The organism is Amycolatopsis sp. BJA-103 (genome assembly GCF_002849735.1).
Classification (GTDB): Bacteria; Actinomycetota; Actinomycetes; order Mycobacteriales; family Pseudonocardiaceae; genus Amycolatopsis.
Window position 1 is genome coordinate 8,211,832 of record NZ_CP017780.1, and the last position, 21,692, is coordinate 8,233,523.

General features: G+C 69.4%; 21 protein-coding genes. 16 read left to right on the top strand and 5 right to left on the bottom strand.

Annotated elements, in window-relative coordinates:
* Positions 1-27: 27 nt before the first annotated feature.
* Positions 28-948, top strand: a complete 921-nt coding sequence (locus BKN51_RS36975; RefSeq protein WP_101612000.1) for a DUF4349 domain-containing protein — start codon at positions 28-30, stop codon at positions 946-948.
* A gap of 440 nt (positions 949-1,388) precedes the next feature.
* Positions 1,389-2,138 (top strand): phosphoglyceromutase, encoded by a 750-nt coding sequence (locus tag BKN51_RS36980; RefSeq protein ID WP_101612001.1) that lies wholly within the window; start codon positions 1,389-1,391, stop codon positions 2,136-2,138.
* 72 nt (positions 2,139-2,210) lie between these two features.
* Here the strand turns inward: BKN51_RS36980 and BKN51_RS36985 are convergent, their stop codons facing one another.
* Positions 2,211-3,128 carry a hypothetical protein gene (locus BKN51_RS36985; protein WP_101612002.1) on the bottom strand — a complete coding sequence of 306 codons (918 nt, stop codon included), beginning with the start codon at positions 3,126-3,128 and terminating at the stop codon, positions 2,211-2,213.
* Positions 3,125-3,772, bottom strand: coding sequence for a LuxR family transcriptional regulator (locus tag BKN51_RS36990; RefSeq protein WP_101612003.1), 648 nt, complete (start codon positions 3,770-3,772; stop codon positions 3,125-3,127). The genes BKN51_RS36985 and BKN51_RS36990 overlap by 4 nt, the downstream gene beginning before the upstream one ends.
* Positions 3,773-4,063: 291 nt before the next feature.
* On the opposite strand from BKN51_RS36990, the gene BKN51_RS36995 reads away from it, so the two are divergent.
* From BKN51_RS36995 to BKN51_RS37045, 11 genes are all read left to right on the top strand, one after another.
* Positions 4,064-5,296, top strand: coding sequence for a sensor histidine kinase (locus tag BKN51_RS36995; protein WP_076164238.1), 1,233 nt, complete (start codon positions 4,064-4,066; stop codon positions 5,294-5,296).
* A complete protein-coding gene (locus tag BKN51_RS37000) occupies positions 5,293-5,982 on the top strand; it encodes a response regulator transcription factor (RefSeq protein WP_005167072.1) in 690 nt (229 codons plus the stop codon). Before BKN51_RS36995 ends, BKN51_RS37000 begins: the two co-directional genes overlap by 4 nt.
* 151 nt (positions 5,983-6,133) lie before the next feature.
* The gene (locus BKN51_RS37005) at positions 6,134-7,123 is read left to right on the top strand and encodes a Ppx/GppA phosphatase family protein (protein WP_101612004.1); all 990 of its coding nucleotides are present in this window, start codon (positions 6,134-6,136) and stop codon (positions 7,121-7,123) included.
* 105 nt (positions 7,124-7,228) lie between these two features.
* Positions 7,229-8,839, top strand: coding sequence for a hypothetical protein (locus BKN51_RS37010; RefSeq protein ID WP_101612005.1), 1,611 nt, complete (start codon positions 7,229-7,231; stop codon positions 8,837-8,839).
* A gap of 164 nt (positions 8,840-9,003) precedes the next feature.
* Positions 9,004-9,729, top strand: a complete 726-nt coding sequence (locus BKN51_RS37015) for a sugar phosphate isomerase/epimerase family protein (RefSeq protein ID WP_233223111.1) — start codon at positions 9,004-9,006, stop codon at positions 9,727-9,729.
* A 141-nt stretch (positions 9,730-9,870) separates the two neighbouring features.
* Positions 9,871-10,701 (top strand): thioesterase family protein, encoded by an 831-nt coding sequence (locus tag BKN51_RS37020; protein WP_101612006.1) that lies wholly within the window; start codon positions 9,871-9,873, stop codon positions 10,699-10,701.
* Positions 10,702-10,803: 102 nt separating this feature from the next.
* Positions 10,804-11,613 (top strand): pyrroline-5-carboxylate reductase, encoded by an 810-nt coding sequence (gene proC / locus BKN51_RS37025; protein ID WP_101612007.1) that lies wholly within the window; start codon positions 10,804-10,806, stop codon positions 11,611-11,613.
* Positions 11,614-11,756: 143 nt separating this feature from the next.
* Positions 11,757-11,972 (top strand): helix-turn-helix domain-containing protein, encoded by a 216-nt coding sequence (locus BKN51_RS37030; RefSeq protein WP_076164244.1) that lies wholly within the window; start codon positions 11,757-11,759, stop codon positions 11,970-11,972.
* 145 nt (positions 11,973-12,117) lie between these two features.
* Positions 12,118-12,219 carry a 30S ribosomal protein bS22 gene (locus BKN51_RS37035; protein WP_007030867.1) on the top strand — a complete coding sequence of 34 codons (102 nt, stop codon included), beginning with the start codon at positions 12,118-12,120 and terminating at the stop codon, positions 12,217-12,219.
* Positions 12,220-12,506: 287 nt separating this feature from the next.
* The gene (locus tag BKN51_RS37040) at positions 12,507-13,556 is read left to right on the top strand and encodes an NAD-dependent epimerase/dehydratase family protein (RefSeq protein WP_101612008.1); all 1,050 of its coding nucleotides are present in this window, start codon (positions 12,507-12,509) and stop codon (positions 13,554-13,556) included.
* Complete coding sequence (locus tag BKN51_RS37045; protein WP_101612009.1) at positions 13,553-14,656, top strand: lysophospholipid acyltransferase family protein; 1,104 nt, start codon at positions 13,553-13,555, stop codon at positions 14,654-14,656. Before BKN51_RS37040 ends, BKN51_RS37045 begins: the two co-directional genes overlap by 4 nt.
* A 153-nt stretch (positions 14,657-14,809) precedes the next feature.
* Here BKN51_RS37045 and BKN51_RS37050 read toward each other — a convergent pair whose 3' ends face one another.
* The 3 genes from BKN51_RS37050 to BKN51_RS37060 form a co-directional block, all read right to left on the bottom strand.
* Positions 14,810-15,712, bottom strand: a complete 903-nt coding sequence (locus BKN51_RS37050) for an HAD family hydrolase (protein ID WP_005151723.1) — start codon at positions 15,710-15,712, stop codon at positions 14,810-14,812.
* A 96-nt stretch (positions 15,713-15,808) separates the two neighbouring features.
* On the bottom strand, positions 15,809-16,888 hold the full coding sequence (locus BKN51_RS37055; protein WP_101612010.1) for a DUF5667 domain-containing protein: 1,080 nt from the start codon (positions 16,886-16,888) through the stop codon (positions 15,809-15,811).
* A gap of 109 nt (positions 16,889-16,997) precedes the next feature.
* Positions 16,998-17,708: a sigma-70 family RNA polymerase sigma factor gene (locus BKN51_RS37060; RefSeq protein ID WP_101612011.1), complete on the bottom strand. Its 711-nt coding sequence runs from the start codon at positions 17,706-17,708 to the stop codon at positions 16,998-17,000.
* A 292-nt stretch (positions 17,709-18,000) separates the two neighbouring features.
* Here BKN51_RS37060 and BKN51_RS37065 point away from each other — a divergent pair, with 292 nt between their 5' ends.
* The 3 genes from BKN51_RS37065 to BKN51_RS37075 are packed head-to-tail and all read left to right on the top strand — an operon-like array spanning position 18,001 to position 21,363.
* Positions 18,001-19,485, top strand: coding sequence for an AMP-binding protein (locus tag BKN51_RS37065; RefSeq protein ID WP_101612012.1), 1,485 nt, complete (start codon positions 18,001-18,003; stop codon positions 19,483-19,485).
* Positions 19,486-19,533: 48 nt separating this feature from the next.
* Positions 19,534-19,770, top strand: coding sequence for a glutaredoxin family protein (locus tag BKN51_RS37070; protein WP_101612013.1), 237 nt, complete (start codon positions 19,534-19,536; stop codon positions 19,768-19,770).
* 57 nt (positions 19,771-19,827) lie between these two features.
* A complete protein-coding gene (locus BKN51_RS37075) occupies positions 19,828-21,363 on the top strand; it encodes a molybdopterin-dependent oxidoreductase (RefSeq protein WP_101612014.1) in 1,536 nt (511 codons plus the stop codon).
* The last annotated feature ends 329 nt before the right edge of the window (positions 21,364-21,692 follow it).

Below are 21,692 nucleotides of genomic sequence, written 5' to 3' on the forward strand. Positions count from 1 at the left end.
TCCGCAGCACTGGAGGGAGAAGGATCGATGTTCAAGCGATTGAGATGGGTGGCCGCCGCCGGCATCGTGCTGGCACTGGCCGGCTGCTCGGCGACCGATTCCGGCGGCGAATCCGCCGCGATGCCGATGTCGGCCGACGGCAAGCAGGCCGTGCCGAACCAGGGCGCGCCGAGTCAGGAAGGCCCCGGCGGCACGGGCAAGGCGGGGGCGAACAAGACGCCGGCGCCCGCCGGGCAGCCGGGGATCACCGACCGCAAGCTGGTGCGCACGGCGAGCCTGGAGCTCACCACGCCGAACGTGGCCGACCTGATCTCGCAGGTGCGCGTCATCACCCAGGGCGCCGCCGGCTACACCGGCCAGGAGAGCACCCAGGAGAAGCGGGCGACGATCAACGTCGTCGTCCCCTCCGAACGCCTCGACGGCGTGCTGGACCAGCTGGGGAAGCTGGGCAAGCAGGTCCGGCGAGAGGTCACCGCGACGGACGTGACCGAGCAGCTGGTCGACGTCGACTCGAGGCTGGCCACCCAGAAGGCGAGCGTCGAACGCATCCGCGCGCTGCTCGCCAGGGCGACCTCGGTTTCGGAGATCACGTCGGTCGAAAGTGAGCTCACGAGCCGCGAAGCCGAACTCGAGTCGCTTCAGAAGCGCCGCGAGAGTTTGGCCGGAAGTGTTGCCATGTCGACAATTTCGGTGCAGATCAAGGCGGAAACGGTCGCGGCGGCGGAGGAATCCCGCGGTGGGTTCTTCGGCGGGCTGACCGACGGCTGGGACGCTTTCCTGACCTTCGGCGGCGGGCTGCTGACCGTGATCGGCGCGATGGCACCGTTCCTGCTGGTCTTCGGCATCCCCGCGGCGGCCCTGGTGTGGTGGCTGCGCAAGCGGCGCCGTCCGGCGGCCCCCGCGATGGCCGGGGGCCCCGATCTGCCGTCGGCTCCGCCGCTGGAGTGAGCCGGAAAAACTAGGCGGGACGGCTCGAGGGAGGGGGGAGTCGCGATCTCGAGCCGCCCCGCTGAAGTTCCCGCCAAGGTGGACCCGGTGACGAGGGGGATGCCAACGGGGCCGGCGGGCGCCGCGACTCGGCAGGGGGGAGACGAGTCGCGGTCGTCACCCGCGTCGAGCCGGGGAGTGCGTGGAATCCGGCCGCGCGGGACGTAGTCAACCTGTCAGATCTCCACCTGTAATCACAAGACTACCGGTTACTCCGTTCGAGTGAACTTCGAAAACCGGGATAACGGAGTGCAGCTTGTTTTCCGGAGATTCGGACTTGTTGGCAACCCGTCTTCTGGACGGGTGAAAGTGTTACTCGCGGGTAACGCACTCTCCGTAGAACGTGGTTCAATCCCGGCCCTCTGACCGGCGCTTCTTCCGGCTCTGGCAGGCTGAACCCCATGGCTGAGCTTGGGACTCTGGTGCTGCTGCGTCACGGGCAGAGCACGTGGAACGCCGAAAACCTGTTCACCGGCTGGGTGGACGTGCCGCTGTCGGAGCAGGGCGAGCAGGAGGCGCGTAAAGGCGGGCAGCTGCTCGCCGAGTCCGGCCTGCTGCCGGACGTCGTCCACACCTCGCTGATGCGCCGGGCGATCTCGACCGCCAACCTGGCGCTCGACGCCGCCGACCGGCACTGGATCCCGGTGAAGCGCGACTGGCGCCTCAACGAGCGGCACTACGGCGCGCTGCAGGGCAAGAACAAGAAGCAGACGCTCGACGAGTTCGGCGAGGAGCAGTTCATGCTCTGGCGCCGCTCGTACGACACCCCGCCGCCCCCGATCGACCCGGCCGACGAGTTCAGCCAGGCGGGCGACGCGCGCTACGCCGACCTCGGCGACGCCGCCCCGCTGACCGAATGCCTCAAGGACGTCGTCGCGCGGCTGCTGCCGTACTGGGAGTCCGCGATCGTGCCGGACCTCCGCGCGGGCAAGACCGTGCTGGTCGCCGCGCACGGCAACTCGCTGCGCGCGCTGGTGAAGCACCTCGACGGCATCTCCGACGACGCCATCGCCGGGCTCAACATCCCGACCGGCATCCCGTTGCGCTACGACCTGACGGACGACCTCGAGCCGGTCACCGCCGGCGGGACCTACCTGGACCCCGACGCCGCCAAGGAAGCCGCGGCCGCCGTGGCGAACCAGGGCCGCTAGCTCCTCCTCGCGTTTCGTCCTCTGGTTGCGGTAGTTCGCTCTCGAACCACCGCGACCAGAGGACGAATTGCGTCAGAGGAGGGCCTGGACCGTCTCGATACCGGCGGCCTTCCAGCCCTCGGGCAGGTTCTGGAGGCGCAGGACGACCGGCAGGTACTTCTTGGTCGCCTGGCCCGACGCGTCCGTGACGGTCGTCGTCGCGTAGAGCAGCACGCTCGCCTTGTCGTCCACGAGCTCCATGACCGCCGCGGCCGCGTTCGGATCCATCGCCGACTTCGTGCCCGCGGTCCGGAGCCGGGCGACCTGCGCCGCCTTGTCCTTCTGGAAGCCCGTCAGCAGCTGTCCGGTCGAGACGGACTCGTAGCGGGCGTAGCTGCCCTCGGGGTCGGCTGGGTCCAAGCTCAGCAGGGCCTCCGCGGCCCTCAGAGCACCGTCACGGGCGGAATCCCGCACCCTCGCGATCGCCCGGTCACCCGCGCCCGGTTTCTCCGGCGCGACCGGCGATCCGGCCGGGTTCACCTTGATCTCGCCGATGCGCCAGCGTTCGCCCTCGCGCACCGTCGCGAGGAGCACCGAAGCGATGCCCTTGCTCGTGGCCCCGGCCCTGGTACTGCTCTGGTCGAGCACGGCCAGCACCCGCGCCTTGTCCGGCGTCTGCTCGACGGCGGCCGAGACGATCACCCGCGTGACCAGTTTGATCGGTTCCGCCGAGTTCCGGACCTCGGCGAACAGCTTCGCCAGCTCGTCGCGCGCGCTCGGCGTCAGGTTCTCGTTCGCCGCCTTTTCGTAGGCGGGCAGGGCGGCACTGTCGTAGGAGAACACCGTTTCGGTGGCCGTTTTCACCGCCGTCAGCACCGACGCCGTCCGCGCCGGATCGACGAGCGCGAGGTTCGAAGGCGGGGTTTCCGGTTCGGGCCGGGCGGTGCCGGAGACCGCCGTGGTGCAGCCCGCGAGCGCGAGCAGTACGGCGAACCCGGCCCAGCGCTTCACAGCAGGCCTAGCTCCCGCGCCCGCGCGTCGACCTGGAGCCGCGACGTCACGCCGAGCGCGACCAGCAGTTCCGAGACGCGCCGCTGATAGGTGCGCACGCCCATGCCGAGGCTCTTCGCCGCTTTTTCGTCCTTGCAGCCGGTGGTCAGGAACTCGAGGATCTGCGGTGCCTCCATCCGGATGTCGGCGAACCGCGCGTCGAACGTCTCCAGGGTCGCGGCCGCCTGCCAGGCGGTTTCGAACAGCGACAGGATGCCCTGAACCAGCTCCGGGCGCGAGATGACGCTGTACGAGCGCACCGCCTTGCCCTCGTCACCGGCCATGATCGCGACCCGCTGGTCGAGCAGGATGGTCTCGTTGATCTCCTCGGTGCCGATCCGGATCTGCGCGCCGAGACCGGAAAGGTGATGCAGATGCTGGGCGGTCTGCTCGTTCAGCAGGACGCCGGGGCGGTACAGCTTCCGGATCCGCTTGTCGTGCACCAGCCGTTCGCCCTGCCGCGTGAGCGACGGCCGGGAAAGTGCCCAGGTGTAGAGGTCGTCGGCCGCGCACGCGATGTCGGTCGCCGCGACGAACAGATGAGCCGTCCGGTCGAACAGCTCTTCTTCTCCGCGAATAAGGGAGATGTCACTGACGAGTTCCACGGCGACAGTCTTCCAACATTCCCCGGCCGCCGTGCGGGAACGTCGCTATTTGCCCACGCGCCGGAAGAACGCTGCCCGGATAGTCAAGACGAAAGTAGGGATCCGGGCGTCCGGTGCCGCAGATGTCCCCACTTCGGGTGACCCGCCTCACCCAGGAGATCTCGGCCAGGGGTCGACCACGTGAACGGCGTCTGACCTGCAGGCGAACAGGGTGTCCCCAGGTGTCATAGGCATCACGAGTACGCGGCCGGGACTAGGCCAAAAGGCTACCCGCACGCTTACGATTCCCCTGTGACCACGCCTGTTGCACTCGCCCTGGCCGTCGGCGGACTGATCGTCGGTGTGGTCGTCGGCTTCCTGATCGCGAGGGGCCGCGCCCGCCGCGAGGAGCGTCGCCCGACCGGACCCACCGTGGCCGAACTGCTGGAACGCCTCGTGCGCTCCAGCAACAACGGCGTCGTCGTCCTCAACAAGTTCGGTGACATGGTCCTGCACAACCCGCGGGCCTACGAGCTGGGCCTGGTGAAGGTCAACCAGGCCGATCCGCGGGCCCGCAAGGCCGCCGAGCAGGTGGTCGAGACCGACGACCCGATGGAGATCGACCTGTCCCCGCTGGAGGCGAGGGGCCGCCAGCCCGAAGCCGTCCTCGGCGAGGTCCGCCCGCTGGGCGACGGGTTCACCGTGGTCGAGGCCGTCGATCACTCCGAGGCGATCCGCCTCGAAGCGGTCCGGCGGGACTTCGTCGCGAACGTCAGCCACGAACTGAAGACGCCGGTGGGTGCGATCGCGCTGCTCACCGAGGCCGTCCTCGACGCCGCGGAGGACACGGAAGAGGTCCGCCGCTTCGGCGGCAAGATCCTCCGCGAGTCGACCAGGCTCGGCCAGCTCGTCACCGAGCTGATCGCGCTCTCGCGGCTGCAGGGCGCCGAACGGCTGCCCGACCTGAACGTAGTCGAGGTCGACGCCGTCGTCCGCGAGGCGCTCGGCCGGACCACGCTGTCGGCGGAATCCGCCGAGATCACCATCACCACCGACTCGGCCAGCGGGCTGCTGATCGAAGGTGACCGCACGCTGATGGTCACCGCGCTGTCGAATCTGCTGGAGAACGCCGTCGCGTACTCGCCGGCGGGCAGCCCGGTGTCGATCAGCAGGCGGCTGGTCGACGGGAAGGTCGAGATCGCGGTGACCGACCGCGGCATCGGGATCGCCGAAGACGAGCAGCAGCGCGTTTTCGAGCGGTTCTTCCGGTCGGACAAGGCGCGTTCGCGGTCGACCGGCGGCACCGGGCTGGGGCTGGCGATCGTCAAGCACGTGGCCGCCAACCACGGCGGTTCGGTCGGCCTCTGGAGCCGTCCGGGCACCGGGTCGACGTTCACCCTGCGGATCCCCGCGCACATCGGTGCCGAACCGGCCGCGGCCGCGAAACAGGCTCCGCCGGCATCCCGGCCGGAGAAGACCCCCGAGCGGACACCCCGTCTCGTGGCAACAGGGCAAGAAAGCCCCGACCATGGAGGAAACCTGTGACGAGGGTTCTCATCGTCGAGGACGAAGAGTCGTTCGCCGACCCGCTCGCGTTCTTGCTCCGCAAAGAGGGCTTCACCGCCGCCGTCGCCGTGACGGGGCAGCAGGCACTCGAGGAGTTCGACCGCAACGGTGCCGACATCGTGCTCCTCGACCTCATGCTCCCCGGTATGAGCGGCACCGACGTCTGCAAGCAGCTCAGGCAGCGTTCCGCGGTGCCCGTGATCATGGTGACCGCGCGCGACAGCGAGATCGACAAGGTCGTCGGGCTGGAGCTCGGCGCCGACGACTACGTCACCAAGCCGTACTCGGCCCGCGAGCTCATCGCGCGGGTCCGGGCGGTGCTGCGGCGTGGCGGTGAGCCGGGCTCGGAAGGCGACCTCGCGCCCCTCGTGCTGACCGCCGGGCCGGTGCGCATGGACGTCGAGCGGCATGTGGTGACCGTCGACGGCCAGGAGGTCTCCTTGCCGCTGAAGGAGTTCGACCTGCTCGAGTACCTGCTGCGCAACGTGGGCCGCGTGCTCACCCGCGGGCAGCTGATCGACCGGGTGTGGGGCGCGGACTACGTCGGCGACACGAAGACGCTCGACGTCCACGTGAAGCGCCTGCGGTCGAAGATCGAACCGGACCCGGGATCGCCCCGGCACCTGGTCACGGTGCGTGGTCTGGGCTACAAGTTCGAGACGTGAGCTGAAGGGGACTTTCTCCGCATAAGACGCGGTGAAGGGAGCTTTCCCCTCATCGCATGCGGGGAAAGTCCCCTTCAGCCACCGGCTGTTGCGATACAGATCACGGTTACGGTTTCGTGACCTGACGTGCGGGCGGGTACCGTAGACGCTCGTGCGCCTAGGGGTACTCGACGTCGGTTCCAACACCGTCCACCTGCTCGTGGTCGACGCCCACCGTGGCGCCCACCCGACCCCGATGCATTCCGAAAAGGCCGTCCTGCGGCTCGCCGAGCAGATCACCCGCAACGGTGACCTGAGCCGCGCGGGCGCGGACAGCCTCGTGCGGGCGGTCGAATCCGCGAAGGCGGCGGCCCTCCGGCTCGGTTGCGAAGACGTCATGGCGTTCGCGACCTCGGCGGTCCGCGAAGCCAAGAACGCCCCGAAGGTACTGGCGAAGGTCCAAGAAGAGACCGGCGTCGAGTTGAAGGTGCTTTCCGGGGTCGACGAGTCCCGGCTCACCTTCCTCGCCGTCCGCCGCTGGTTCGGCTGGTCGGCGGGCAAGCTGCTGGTGCTCGACATCGGCGGCGGCTCGCTGGAGATCGCGATGGGCCGCGACGAGGAACCCGAGCTGGCCGAATCCCTCCCGCTGGGCGCGGGCCGGACCACCCGGACGCGGTTCCAGCACGACCCGCCGACCCGCTCCGAGCTCATCGCGACTTCGGCGTGGCTCGAAGAACAACTCGCCCCGCTCGCGAAGAAGGTCGCCAAATTGGGTGAACCCGATCGTGTCGTGGCGACGTCGAAGACGTTCCGGTCACTCGCCCGGCTGACCGGAGCGGCGCCGTCGACCAGCGGGCCACATGTGCGCCGTACCCTGACCGACACCGCGTTGCGCCAGCTCATCGCGTTCATCTCCCGGATGACCGCCCATGACCTGGCACAACTCGAAGGGGTCAGCGCGAGCAGGTCGCATCAGCTGGTGGCGGGAGCGCTCGTCGCACAAGCCACCATGCGGGCGCTTTCCCTGGAAGAACTGGAGATCTGTCCGTGGGCACTGCGAGAAGGTGTCATCCTGCGACGGCTGGACCATTCGAACGGTGCGGACGAGACTGTGGGCGGCAGCGCCCGACTGGACTTCGTCGAAGGAGAACGGGCACGGTGAAGAGGTGACGGAAATGCGGATGACGGTGGATAGCGCGCGCGACGCCGCCGATGCCCCGTCGCGTGCCGGTTCACAACGGCTGGAGCGCGCATTGGACAGCACGGTATGACGGACGAGACAGAGAGCGGCCCGCCGCAGAAGACCGTGGCGGAGCTGCTCGCGCAGCACGGAGCCCAGCCCGAAGGCGGACGCCGCAGGCGACGCCGCGCGGCCGACGACGAGGACGAGGCTCCCGAGCCGCCGCGCGGCCGGCGCGAGCCCTCGGTGAGCGACACGGCGCCGCAGGCGATCATCGACAGGGTGTCCGGCGACACCCCGCCGCCGCCTTCGCGCCCGCCGCGCCGTTCGCGACCCCAAGCTCCGCCTGATGGATTCTCGGCGGAAAAAAGTACCTCGAACCCCGGCGCGCGTCCCGTTCCGCCAACGCAGCAGGACTCCGCGCCGCTGCCGGTGCCGCCGAACGTCGCGTCCACCCCGACCCGGCAGACGCCGCCGGTGCGCCCGCCGCAGGAGCAGAGCGGCTATCAGCAGCGTCCGCCGCAGCCGCCTCAGCAGTCGGGGCAGTTCGTGCGGCCTGCCCCGCCGCAGGAGCAGAGCGGTTACCAGCAGCGTCCGCCGCAGCCGCCTCAGCAGTCGGGCCAGTTCGTGCGGCCGACCCCGCCGCAGGAACAGTCCGGTTACCAGCAGCGTCCGCCGGATTCCGAGGGCCTGCCTCCGCGCGGCCGTCCGCGGCCCGCGGGCCCGGAGGAGACCCGTGGCGCCGTGCCGCCGGTCCGCCGTCGCCCCGAGCCCCCCGCCGGACCGCCGTCCGCCGGACTTTCGGCGAGACTCGACGGCGGGGCCGACGCTCCGCCCGAAGACGTCCAGGACCCGCCCGGCCCGATGGCCAGTGGCGCGTTCGCGACCCCGCCCGCCCAGCCGGCGCGGCGCCGTCGTCCGCCCGCTCGTCCCGCCCAGCCCAAGGCCGAGCCGAGCACCGAGCAGTTCGCCGCGGTCGGCGACGACACCGCGCCCGAAGCCGAGGCGCCCGTAGAGCCCGCGGCTCCGCCCGCCGGTCTCGCGGGCTGGCGCAAACGCAGGCAGAAGGTGCAGTCCGAGGACACCGAGATCGGCGGGATCCCGCCGGTGCAACCCCCGGTCGCACCCCTCGAACCGGACGCCGACCCCGAACAGGACCCGTTCGACGCCGGCCCGCCGACCCAGGCTTCGTCCCACCAGCCCCACCCCGCGCCGATGCCGTTCGTGCCGCCGCATTCGCTCGACGACCGCGAGCGGCAGGACAACCTCGACGAGTACGAACGCGAGTTCGCCGACCCGGCGTACCCCGACGGTGGCCCGGACTTCGGCCGCGAGGAGTACGGCTACCGCGCCGACGACTACGAAGACGACTACGACGAGCAGGACGCGGACGTCGTCGAAGAGGTCGAGGCCGAGGAGCCCGCCGAGAACGCCTCACCGGGGAAGCAGTGGCTGGCGCTCGCCGGTCAGCTCGCCCTCGGCGTGGTCGGCGGCGCCGGGGTCTGGCTGGGCTTCAACTGGCTGTGGGTGAACATCCCCGCCGCCGCGCTGGTCGCCGCGCTGCTGGTGATCGTCGCGCTGGTGTGGATCGTCCGCAAGATCCGCCGGGCGGAAGATCTGCAGACCACGGTGCTCGCGGTGCTGGTCGGACTGGTGGTGACGGTCTCACCGGCCGCACTCCTGCTGGTCGCGCGTTAGCCGGTGCCAGGGCGCTTTAGGCTCTCCCCGTGAGTGCTCTCGGGGACTCGCGCCCTGGCAGCGAGATCGCGAAGGGCGCGACAGACAAACACAGCGCGGCAAATATTCCAGTAGGCGTATCCACCGCGTCCGTTTGGCCGTTGAAGGCGGGCGTGGCCTTCGAGATGGCCGCGGACCTCGGCTACGACGGCGTCGAGGTGATGATCTGGGCCGACCCGGTCAGCCAGGACGTCTCCGCGCTGCGCCGATGGTCGCGCCGCACCGGGGTGCCGGTGTTGTCGATCCACTCGCCGTCGCTGCTGATCACCCAGCGCGTGTGGTCGCCGGATCCCGAGGTGCGCCTGCGGATGTCCGTGGACGCGGCACTGGAACTGGGCGCGCGCACGGTCGTGGTGCATCCGCCGTTCCGGTGGCAGCGCCGCTACGGCGACGCGTTCGGGGACCTCGTCGACGAACTCGAAGAAGAGAGCGGCATCGAGATCGCCGTCGAGAACATGTTCAAGGTCCGCCCGCCCGGTGGGTCGCGGACCTCGCGCGTGTCGGCCTTCCGGCCGTCGATCGACCCTACGGACGTAGGGTTTCGCCACTACACGCTCGACCTGTCCCATACAGCGGCAGCCGGAATGGACGCCCTCGCGCTCGCCGAACGAATGGGAAAGGGGCTCACGCACGTCCATCTGGCGGACGGCACCGGCCTCCCGAAGGACGAGCACCTGGTGCCCGGACGCGGGATCGAACCCTGCGCCGAACTGCTCGAAAAGCTCGTGAACAGCGATTTCGCCGGACAGATCGTTCTGGAGATCAACACCCGCCGGTCGCCGAGCGCGGCACAGCGGTCGCGAGACCTCGCGGAGTCACTCTTGTTCGCGAGGTTTCACCTCGGTCAGTGACAAAGATCGTCTCCAGGTGCGGAGATTCATTCCTGCCTGCGCCCAAGGCGCTGCTACACGTAAAGTTCCGACCGTGAACCAGCTGCGCTTGTTGATCTCCCGCACCCCGATGGATCGGCTCGTGGCCTGGGTCAGTGCTCGGTGAACGCGGCAGACGAAACGGGCACCTCCTTCGACGCGGCATGCGCGACTCGATCACTGGGTGACGGCACGTTCACGGCGGTACTGCGCACCGAATGGTCGATCGGCGGCCATCCGCACGGCGGCTTCCTGATGGCGCTGATGGCGCGGACCGCCCTCTCGCTCCTCCACGAACGCGGCGAACCGCCATCCGAGCCGCTGGCGATCAGCGCGGAGTTCCTGCACCCCCCGGCGGTGGGGCCGGTGCTGCTGCGTACCGACGTCCGGAAGGTCGGAAGGCGCGCCTCGGTCGTCGCGGTCCTGCTGGAGCAGCGGGGCCGCAGTTGCGTCGAGGCCAGGGTGACCACCGGGCGGCTGCCGATGCGGCGTCCGGAGTGGACGGACGTCCCGGCCATGCCCGCCGAGCCTCCGCCCGGCGCGGTGCCCATGACCGGTGAGACGTCCGAAGGCATGTTCAATCTGGCGAAGGGCTGCGAAGTCCGGCTGGATCCGGCGAGCGTCGGCTATCTGCACGGCCGGATCGGCGACCCGCCGAAGATCCGCCTGTGGGTCCGGCCGCGGCACGGTCTGCCGGATCCCTACTTCGCCCTGCTCGCGGGTGACGTGAACCCGCCGGTGGTCTACAACCTCGGCCGCGTCGGCTGGGCGCCGACCGTGCAGCTGACCGCGTTGCTGCGCACCCGCCCGGCGCCGGGCTGGCTGCGGGTGATCGTGCAGGCCCAGTCGGTGCACGAGGCCTGGTTCGATTCGGACGCCGTCGTGGTGGACTCGCAGGGCAGGCTGGTCTGCCAGTCGCGTCAGCTGGCGCTTGCCCCGGCGCCCGGAGGCTGACGGCGGTTTGGCACGCTGAACCGCCATGAGCGAGCCTGCGAGCGAATCATCGGCACAGTGTCCGCTCATGCGACGCGAAGTGACCCAGTACGAGGAGTAGGCATGAGTGTGATCGCGGTTCTGGGTGCCGGGAAGATCGGGGAGGCCCTGCTCTCGGGCCTGCTGCACGGCGGGCACAGCCCCGCTGACCTGCTGTTCACCGAGCGGTATCCGGCGCGCGCGGCCGAGCTGACCGAGCGCTACGGCGTGCACGGGGTCACCGTCGCCGACGCCGCGCGCCGTGCCGACGTGCTGGTCGTCGCGGTCAAACCGCAGGACATCGATCCGGTGCTGGCCGAGCTCGCGCCGCTGCTCGGCAAGGAGTCGCTGGTGGTCTCGCTGTGCGCGGGCCTGCCGACCGCCCTGTACGAGCGCAGGCTGGCCGAGGGCGTCCCGGTGGTGCGGGTGATGCCGAACACCCCGATGCTCGTCGGAGAGGCGATGAGCGCGGTCTCCGCGGGCGCGCACGCGACCGCCGAGCACGTCGCGGTGGTGAAGGAGCTGCTCTCCCACGTCGGGCAGGTCGTCGAGGTGCCGGAGTCGCAGCAGGACGCCGTCACGGCGCTCTCGGGATCCGGGCCGGCGTACTTCTTCTACCTGGTCGAGGCCATGATCGACGCCGGGATCCTGCTCGGCCTTCCCCGAGCGCTCGCCGGGCAGCTGATCATCCAGTCGGCGGTCGGGGCGGCGAAGATGCTCGCGGAGTCCGACGAGCACCCGGTGCTGCTGCGCGAAGCCGTCACTTCGCCCGCCGGGACGACCATCAACGCCATCCGGGAGCTGGAGAAGCACGGCGTCCGCGCCGCGCTGCTGGCCGCCATCGAGGCCGCGAAGGACCGCTCGACCGAGCTGGGCCGCGCCCACGAAGGCTGAAATCCGCTGGATACAGGCCCATCTCGGTGACTCGCGTCGCTTTAGCCACACGTGTCCCGCTACTCTCAGGAGAGCACGTGCGTGTCGATACCACAGGTGGGGAAGCCGCGTGGCGCGACACGTGTCGAAGGGCACGGTGATTCATGCCGTCGAACAAGAAGGATGATCTGCCCTCAGTGGGTCAGGTCCAGTTTCTGACGGTCGCCGAGGTGGCCACGCTGATGCGGGTCTCCAAGATGACCGTCTACCGACTGGTTCACTCGGGCGAGTTGCCCGCGGTGCGCGTCGGGAAGTCGTTCAGAGTGCCCGAAAAGGCCGTTCACGAATATCTGCAGGGCGCGTACTTCGACGTGGGCTGAGGCTCGCTTCGCGGAGCACAACGTGCCCGCCCGAGGGTGTCTTCCGGGGCGCGAGTACCCTGGAAGACCGCTCGTGCCTGTGCGCTCCACCCGTTGGACGCTGCGCCGGGCAGCGTGACCGACGACGAAGGAAGGAGCGCTCTCGATGGGCTCTGTGATCAAGAAGCGCCGTAAGCGCATGTCGAAGAAGAAGCACCGGAAGTTGCTGCGCCGGACGCGCGTTCAGCGTAGGAAGGCCGGCAAGTAAGACACAGCCGGTGAGTGGCCCGTCCAGTTTCTGGACGGGCCATTCCCATTTAGTGGACGGTTTCCGCCCATTCGAGTGAGACGTGGATCCCCTCTGCGAGCGTCGGGTTAATAGCATGTAAGCGCTGGCTCGACTACCCCTAATGAGCGGTAACATCTCAAGGGCAGCCGCGCGATGCTTCCCATGAGTGCGGGTTCGCGCACACTCGGTGGATCAAAGTCGTGCTCAAGGTCATCAGGACCCCGTGATCGAAGTCCGAGAACCGCCCCATAGCCGCAGGGAGTCCTATGCCGTCGAACATCGTGCTCGTGACCGGGGTCGGGGGAGACCTTGGCGGGAAGCTGCTCGCCAGACTCGGCAACAATCCGGAGTTCGAGCGGGTGATCGGCGTGGACACCACGCCCCCGCAGAAGTCGGTTCTGCAGCGCATGGGGCGCGCTGAGTACGTCCGTGCCGACATCCGCAATCCGCTGATCGCCAAGGTGATCAGCACGGCCAAGGTCGACACCGTGGTGCACGCGTCGTGCACCGCGCATCCGGCCGGTCCCGCTCGCCGCACGGCGATCAAAGAGGTCAACGTCATCGGCACGATGCGGCTGCTGGCGGCCTGCCAGCGCTCGCCGCTCGTGCGCAAGCTCGTGGTGAAGTCGACGGCCGCGGTCTACGGCGCGGGCGCGCGCTCCCAGGCCGTCTTCACCGAAGATTCCGAACTCATCCCCACCTCCACGAGCGGCTACGCGAAGGACGCCGTCGAGATGGAGGGGTACGTCCGCGGGCTCATGCGCCGCCGTCCCGACATCACGACGACGCTGCTCCGGTTCGCCAACATCATCAGCCCGGAGATCGACACCGTGCTCTCGCGCTACTTCGCGCTGCCGGTGGTCCCGACCGTCTTCGGCTACGACGCGCGGATCCAGCTGCTCCACGCCACCGACGCGCTGGCCGTCTTCGAACAGGCGACGCTGAACGACAAACCCGGCGTGTTCAATGTCGGCTCGGAAGGGGTACTCACCCTTTCACAGGCGATCCGGCGAGCCGGCCGGGTCGAACTGCCGATGCCCAGCGGTGTCGTGCCGTCGGTCGGCAAGGTCCTGCGCGGAGCCCGGGTGGTCGATTTCTCCGCCGATCAGGTCCGGTTGCTGAACTTCGGCCGCGTCGTGGACATCACGAAGCTCAAAAAGGACTTCGGCTACATCCCGCGGTGGACGACCCGCGAGGCGTTCGACGACTACATCACCGGCCGCGGGCTCCGGCCCGTGGTGGACGGTGGCAGGCTGGCCGGGTTCGCGGGCAAGGTCCTGGTGGCCGCGGCGACCGGGCAGGCGGCGCACCGGTGAGCAGGCCGCGCGAGAACACCCCCGAAAACTCTCACGAAGGCGAGGCGGAAAACGTGAGCGGCGCTGAAGCGCAGGTCATCCCGTTGCACGGCCCCGGCAGAGAGAAGCCGGACTCGGCCGCTCAGGCGGATCGGGATCTTCGCGAGTCCGAAGAGGCGCAAGAGCAGCTGAAGCAGGAGCGCCGGGCCGACGCGCCCGTCGTCGAGTTCCCCGGGGCGGCGCGGGTCTCGCCCGCCCGGACCAGCCCGGCCGACGCGGACCTCCTCCCGGCCTCGCTCAGGACGGCGCTGGGGTTCCTGCGGGACCGGCTGACCGGTGACTACACCGTCGACGAGTTCGGTTTCGACGCCGAGCTCACCGAAACCCTGCTGCTGCCTCCGCTGCGCGCGCTGTACGAGAAGTGGTTCCGCGTCGACACCTTCGGCGTCGAGAACCTGCCCGCCGACGGCGGCGCGCTGCTGGTGTCGAACCACTCAGGCACGTTGCCGCTCGACGCGCTGATGACCGCCGTCGCCGTGCACGACCACGTCCCCGGCGGCAGGCACCTGCGCGGCCTCGGCGCGGATCTGGTGTTCCAGGTCCCGCTCGTCGGCTCCTTCGCCCGCAAGTCCGGGCAGACGCTCGCCTGCAACGCCGACGCGGAACGCTTGCTGCGCAAGGGAGAACTCGTCGGCGTCTGGCCGGAAGGGTTCAAGGGCATCGGGAAACCGTTCTCGTCGCGGTACAAACTCCAGCGGTTCGGCCGCGGTGGTTTCGTTTCCGCCGCGCTGCGGACCGGGGTGCCGATCATTCCCGTGTCGGTCATCGGCGCGGAGGAGATCTACCCGAAGATGGGCGACATCAAGCTGCTCGCGCGGGTGCTCGGCCTGCCGTACTTCCCGGTGACGCCGTTCTTCCCGCTGCTCGGCCCGCTCGGCGCGATCCCGCTGCCGACGAAGTGGAGCATCGAGTTCGGCGAGCCCATCCGCACGGACACCTACGAAGCGGACGCCGTGGACGACCCGATGCTGGTGTTCACGCTGACCGACCAGGTGCGGGAGTCGATCCAGCAGTCGCTGTACAAACGCCTTTCGCGGCGGAAGAGCGTCTTCAAGGGCTGAGCCCCCCACCCACGCGTTTCGTCCTCTAGTTGCGTTTGCTCCGCCTTCCGGACGCTAGGAAAGGCCCGTTACTTGCAAAATTTGCAAGTAACGGGCCTTTCATTGCACGGGGGGTGACACCCTCCGCAACTAGAGGACTAAACGCGAGAGGCGTCAGCGGCGCCGGTAAGCCATTCCGGCCGCCACGGCGCCGGCCACGGCACCGACGCCGAGCACCGAGGGCACGCCGATCTTCGCGGCCTTCCGCCCGGTCCGGAAGTCGCGGATCTCCCAGCCGCGCGCCCGCGCGACGTCCCGAAGGCCGCCGTCCGGGTTCACCGCGACCGCGGTCCCGACGACCGACAGCATCGGGACGTCGTTCTGCGAGTCCGAATACGCGGTGCAGCGCTTGAGATTCAGCCCTTCGCGTGACGCCAGCGCCCGGACGGCATGGGCTTTCGCGCGGCCGTGGAGCAGGTCGCCGACCAGACGGCCGGTGTAGACGCCGTCCTTGGTCTCGGCGACCGTGCCCAGCGCGCCGGTGAGGCCGAGGCGCCGCGAGATGATGGCCGCGAGTTCGATCGGGGTCGCGGTGACGAGCCAGACGCGCTGCCCGGCGTCGAGGTGCATCTGCGCGAGCGCCCTGGTGCCGGACCAGATCTTGTCCGCCATCAGCTCGTCGTAGATCTCTTCGCTGATGTCGGTCAGTTCCTGCACGGTGCGACCGGCCACAAAGGACAGTGCGCGCTCGCGGTGGGTTTTGATGTCTTCCTTGTTCTCCCGGCCGCCGAGCCGGAATTTCACCTGCTGCCAGACGAATCCGGCCAGATCGGCGGAGGTGAAGAACTTGCGCGCGGCCAGGCCGCGGGCGAAGTAGAAGATCGACGCGCCCATCATCATGGTGTTGTCGACGTCGAAGAACGCGGCCGCTGTCAGGTCCGGCGGTGCGGGTGGCGCGGGCGGTTCGAGTGCTTCGGCGGACGCGGTCGCCATGGCGGCCTCGGCCGACGCTTCACCCGCCAGCTCGGCCAGCCGTTCGAGCTCTTGACTCTTATCCTTGCCCCGCCAAACTGACACGCACACCGCCTCCGGAATCCCAGGTGCCTATGCACAGCGTAGCGAGAGCTCAACCGAGTCGTACCAGGTGTGGCGCCTGCCTCATCACCCGGCGCGTCAGCCGATGATGATCGGCGGTAACCCCGGGATGAGCGGCGGAATCGAAATCAGCGGCGGCGGGGGTGTGGTGGTCGTCGGCGGGGGCGGCGTCTTCGTCTGGGTGGGCGTCGCCACCACGGGCGGCGGCGTCCCGCCGGTAGGCGGCGCGAGCGGTCCGGTCGGGGTCGCGGTGTCCACGTTCGACGTCGGCGGCACCGAGGTCGGCGACGGTGACCCGGTCGGTGCCGAGGACGGCGCGGGCGAGATCACCGGCGGCACGACGGCGTTGGGGGAGCCGGGGTCGCGGACGCAGTCACCGGCGGCCGGCAGCGCGCCCAGATCGTCGGAAGTGCCCGTGGTGATGGTGTAGCAGACCAGTCGGGAGCCGAGATCCGTCGTGCGCGCCTGGACCTTGTCGAGCAGGACACGGGCGGCGGCGAACTTGTCGCGGGCCTCGGCGGGGGCGTTCCCGACCTGGAGGCCGAGCCGGTCGGACTGCTGCCGCGCCCACGAGCTGAGTTCGGCCAGCCTGCTCTGGCCGCCCTGATCGGTGACGACCGCCGTCAGCTGCGTCACGCCCGCCCGCAGATCGGTCTCGAAATCGGCGAGACCGGTGAAGTACGCACCGGTGGACGCGCCCTGGCGGGTCAGTTCGTCGAGTTCGCCGACGCGGTTCGTGGCGAATTCCAGATGCTTCTTCGCCTTGTCCTGCTCGTCGAAGGTGAGCCCGAGCGCGGCCGATTCACCCGCTCGTTTGATGCCGTAGAGCGGATCGCCCGGCAAGGCGTCCCTGGACAGCAAGAGGGTGATGCCGCCCAGAGCGAGGAAGAGCGCGACGGCGGCCGCGGAAAGGTTGGCGATGGTGTGACCACGGCGTTTCGAGGGGGCTTCGGCTTCGGCGAGGCGCCCGGCGATCTCGTCGCGGATCCGCTTCCGGGTTTCGGCGTCGGGGGCACCACCGGCGCCGAGTTCGCGCAGGCCGCCGACGAGCGCCAGTTCCAGCTCGAATTCGTCGTCCTGGGGTGGGGTGCCGTCGACAAGGTCCGCGAAGCGGTCACCGTCCGCTCGCTCCCGTGCGAACCATCCCGGCACGCCCACGGCGAAGTCTCCATCTGCTCAGCCCGGTCCTGACACCGGTCTGGCTGGGAAAACGAGCGGGGACGCCCAAGGGTTACGGCAAGGCCCGGTCAGGAGTAAATATGGGACTTTAACGCAATCCGGTGGGCAGAAGTTGTGCCAAACGGCGTACCGCGCGGTGCTGAAGGGCCTTGATGGCACCTTCGTTGCGCTTCATGATGGCCGCCGTCTCGGCGACCGAAAGTCCCTGCATGAACCGCAGCACGATGCACTCACGCTGGTCTTCACCGAGTTCGGCGACGCAACGCAGCAGTTCGGCGCGGGTGGCGCGGCTGATGGCCTGCTGTTCGGGCCCCGCGACGGCCTGCACGCCGACGTTCCCGATCGGCGCACCGCTCGGCTCGGCGACCTCGTCGGTGACGACCTCGAGGCGGAACCGGCTCGACTTCACGTGGTCGAGGATGATGTTGCGCGCGATGGTGACGAACCAGGCGCCGACGTCACGCCCCTGGTAGCTCACCGACGTGATGCGGCGCAGCGCGCGCAGGAAGGTCTCGCTGGTGACGTCCTCCGCGAGATCCCGGTCGCCGAGGCGGAACAGGACGTAGCGGTAGACGACGTCGACATAGCGGTCGTAGAGCCTGCCGAAGGCGGACGTGTCGCCGCCTTGCGCGGCACTCACCAGTTCCCAGGCTTCGGCCTTCGCGGCCTCGGCGGCGGCGTCGGTCGTCTCGGTCTTGTCGCCGGACTTGGCCCTCGACGACGGAACCGCGGGGAAACCGCTCCGCCGGAGGATGTGGCCCGCCAGCATCGAGACGGGGTTCGGCGCGGGAAGGGTCACCGTGCACCTCCCGTTCCGGACTCCGAAGACCGGCCCGCATGTCCCACCGCCGCGTGGGCCTGCAAGATCTGCACGTCCGGACTCCCTTTCTCACCATCGAGTGATCAACACCACTCGACGACGATCAGCAGCATACGTGTAGTTACCGCGAAGTAGGTAGCGGTGCCGGGGTTACGGAACTGCGACGAAAGCGAGTGACACCCATGACGGTGGCCGAGATGACAAACTGGCAACGCCGTTCACCGAGGGAAGAGGTTCGCAGTTGAGCGCGGAGCAGGTTGCCGAAGGAAGCGTGCCCACCTTGCTCGCCGAGGCCGCCCGGCAGTGGCCCGGCAAGGCCGCCGTCCACGAGACCGGTGGAGGGGTCTCGCTGACCTGGGCGGAACTCGACAGCGCCGCCCACACGCTGGCCCGCGCCCTGCTCGACGCGGGAATCGAGCGCGGCGACAGGGTGGCGTTGCGGCTGCCGACGTCGGCCGCTTTCGCCGTCTCGCTGTTCGGGGCACTCCGGGCGGGCGCGGTGGTCGTCCCGATCTCGCCGCAGGCTCCGGTGGCGGAGCTGAACGGGCTGCTGGAGCACAGCGGCGCGCGGCTCGTCCTCGAACGGGAGACGACCGAAGAGCTCCTCGACGGAGTGACGAGCCTCTCACCACCTGTTACTTCGGATGGAGCAGCCGAACCGGTCGAGGCGGCCGGGGCCGGTGAGGACATCGCGGTCATTTCGTACACCTCCGGAACGACGGGCCCGCCGCGGGGCGTGATGCTGTCGCACCGGGCGTTGCTGGCGAACCTCGATCAGCTGAGCCGGATCGTCCCGACGCCGCTCGTGCACGGCGACCGCGTGCTCATCACCATCCCGCTGTTCCACGTCTACGGACTGGGGCCCGGCCTGCTGCAGGTCGCGTCGGTCGGCGCGACGGCGATCCTGTCCGAGCGTTTCCTCGCCGAGCGGACGCTGGCCGACTGCGCCGAGTACCGGGTGACCTCGATCGCCGGCGTGCCCGCGATGTACGCCGAGTTCGCCGCGATGGACCCCGAAGAACTGGGCGCCGGCCTGTCCACCGTCCGGCGGATGACGTCGGGCGCGGCGCCGCTGCACCCCAAGATCCTCACCTCGCTTCGCGGCGCCACCGGGTTGGACGTCTACGAGGGCTACGGCCTCACCGAATGCGCGCCCGTGGTCACCACGACGCTGGTCACCGGCTATCCGAAGCCGGGTTCGGTGGGACGGCCGCTGCCCGGTGTCGAGCTCCGGCTGGTCGACAGCGACGGCGACGCGACGCCCGTCCCGCAGGATCCGGACGAACTCGGCGACGCCTTCGACGAGGACGGCGGCACCGGCCTGGTGTCGATCCGCGGCGCGAACCTGTTCTCCGGCTACTGGCCCGACGGCTCGCACGGTCCCGACGAGGAAGGCTGGTTCCGCACCGGCGACGTCGGCTACCTCGACACCGACGGCGACCTGCACCTGGTGGACCGGGCCAACGACCTGATCATCGTCAACGGCTTCAACGTCTTCCCGCACGAGGTCGAGAACGTGATCTCGATGCTGGACGAGGTCGTCGAGGCGGGTGTCGTCGGTGTCGTCGACGAGCGGACCGGCGAAGCGGTGAAGGCCGTCGTCGTCCCCGCGCCCGGCGCTTCGCTCTCGGAGCAGCAGGTCGTCGAGCACTGCGCGGCGCACCTGGCCGGGTACAAGGTGCCGCACACCGTCGAGTTCGCGGAGTCGCTGCCGCATTCGGCCACCGGAAAATTGCGCCGCCTCCGACTGCGCTGATGGGCCCTCGGCGGAAAAGAGTGCCTCGGACCAGGTAAGGATTGACGCATGGCGCACCACGTGACCGTCATGACCCGCACGGGCTGCCACCTGTGCGAGGTCGCGGAACAGGACATCGAGCGGATCTGTGGCGAGCTGGGCGTCGCCTGGTCGGCGGCGGACGTCGACAGCGACCCCGAATGGCGGGCCGAATACGGCGACCGCGTGCCGGTGATCCTGATCGACGACGCCGAGCACGGGTACTGGCGGGTCGAAGAGGACAGGCTCCGGAAGGCACTGGCGTAACACACTCGTAAGGGCGAACGGCCGATCTTCCGGGGTGTCCCTGGCGAAGATGGAGTCGTGGACGACGAACGCAGGCTCACCTTCCCGCAAGCCGCTCTGACCGGGCTGCTCGCCCTCGCCGCCGCGCTCGGCGTCGGGCATCTCGTCGCGGGCTTCGTCGGGTACACGGCCTCGCCGTTCGTCGCCGTCGCGAACTTCGTCATCGACCACAGTCCGCACGCCGTCGTGGCCTGGGCCGAGCGGACGCTGGAGACGTGGGACAAGCCGATCCTCAAGATCGGCCTCGCCGTGGTCCTGGTGCTGATCGCGCTGCTCGCGGGTCAGCTTTCGCGCCGCAAGCCGCTGCCCGGCCAGGTGATCGTCGGCCTGCTCGGCGCGGCGGGCGTCGCCGCCGTCTACGTGCGCACCGACCTCGGGCAGGTCTCGTTGCTGGCGCCGGTGGCCGCGACGGTCGCCGGGCTCGTCGTCTTCACCTGGTTGCAGTCGTTCTTCCGCCCGCCGGTGTTCTTCGACGCCCGCGAGGGCGAGGGCCCGGACCGGCGGAAGGTGCTGATCACCGGCGCTTCCGTCGCGGCGGGCGCGGGTGTCGCCGCGCTGACCGGCCAGTTCGTCGGAACGCGGAAGAACGCCGAGGAGTCGCGCGCCGCCGTCGGCAGGCTCGTCGCGACGAGGACCGCGCCGCCGATCCCGCCCGACGCGGACTTCGTGAAGTTCGGCACCCCGCCGTACCTCACTCCATCGAAGGATTTCTACCGGATCGACACGGCCCTGGTCGTCCCGCAGGTCCGCACCGAGGACTGGAGCCTGCGGATCCACGGGATGGTCGATCGCGAAGTCACCTATACGTATGACGACATCCGCTCGCGGCCGCTGCTCGAACGCGACGTCACGCTGTGCTGCGTCTCCAACGAGGTCGGCGGTCCGTACATCTCCAACGCGCGCTGGATCGGCATCGACCTGCGCGACCTGCTGACCGAGGCGGGCGTGAAACCCGGCGCCGAGCAGATGTTCGCGACCAGCGTCGACGGCTGGACCTGCGGAACCCCGGTCGAAGCCGCGCTGGATCCCGGACGCGGCGCGATGCTCGCCATCGGCATGGACGGCGAACCGCTGCCGATCGAGCACGGCTTCCCGGCGCGGATCGTGATCCCCGGGCTGTACGGCTACGTGTCCGCCACGAAATGGGTGACCGAACTGGAGATCACCACGTGGAAGGACCGCGAGGCGTACTGGCTCAACCGCGGCTGGGGCCGCGAAGGACCGGTGAAGACACAGTCGCGGATCGACGCTCCGGGTTCGGCCGTGACTGCGGGCAAGGTCGTCGTGTCCGGGATCGCGTGGGCGCAGCACACCGGCGTCGCGAAGGTCGAGGTCCGCGTCGACCAGGGGCCGTGGCGAGAGACCGTCCTGTCGGCCGAGACGTCGAAGGACACCTGGCGGATGTGGTGGGCCGAGGTGGACGTCGCCGCTGGTCAGCATCAGGTCGCGGTCCGGGCGACGGATCAGTCCGGCTACACGCAGACGGAAACGCGGGTGGGAACGGTGCCGGACGGGGCGACCGGCTGGCACACGGTGTCTTTTAACGCGCGCTGACGGAAACCTTTCGCAGGGCGCCGGGCCGTCCTGCACGTCACGCAGGTGCGAAGGGCGCCCTGCAAAACGTTCCCGTGGGCCTTCGGCCCAAGAGCGGCGCGCGCCGGTGAAGTCCCCCGTCGCGCTGACGCGCTCCCGAGCGACGGTCCGCCGGTAGGGTTAGAAGCTCTACGCGACATTGAACACAGCACCTACCAGTGACTTTGTGCCTGCGTTCACAAGTGGCTACCGTAGATACGTCGCCTCCGAAAGCGCCCGGCATCGAACCGGACTCAGCGCCGCGGGTCAAGAGCCGATTTCCCGGTTCGGGCGACTCATGTACTCAGCAG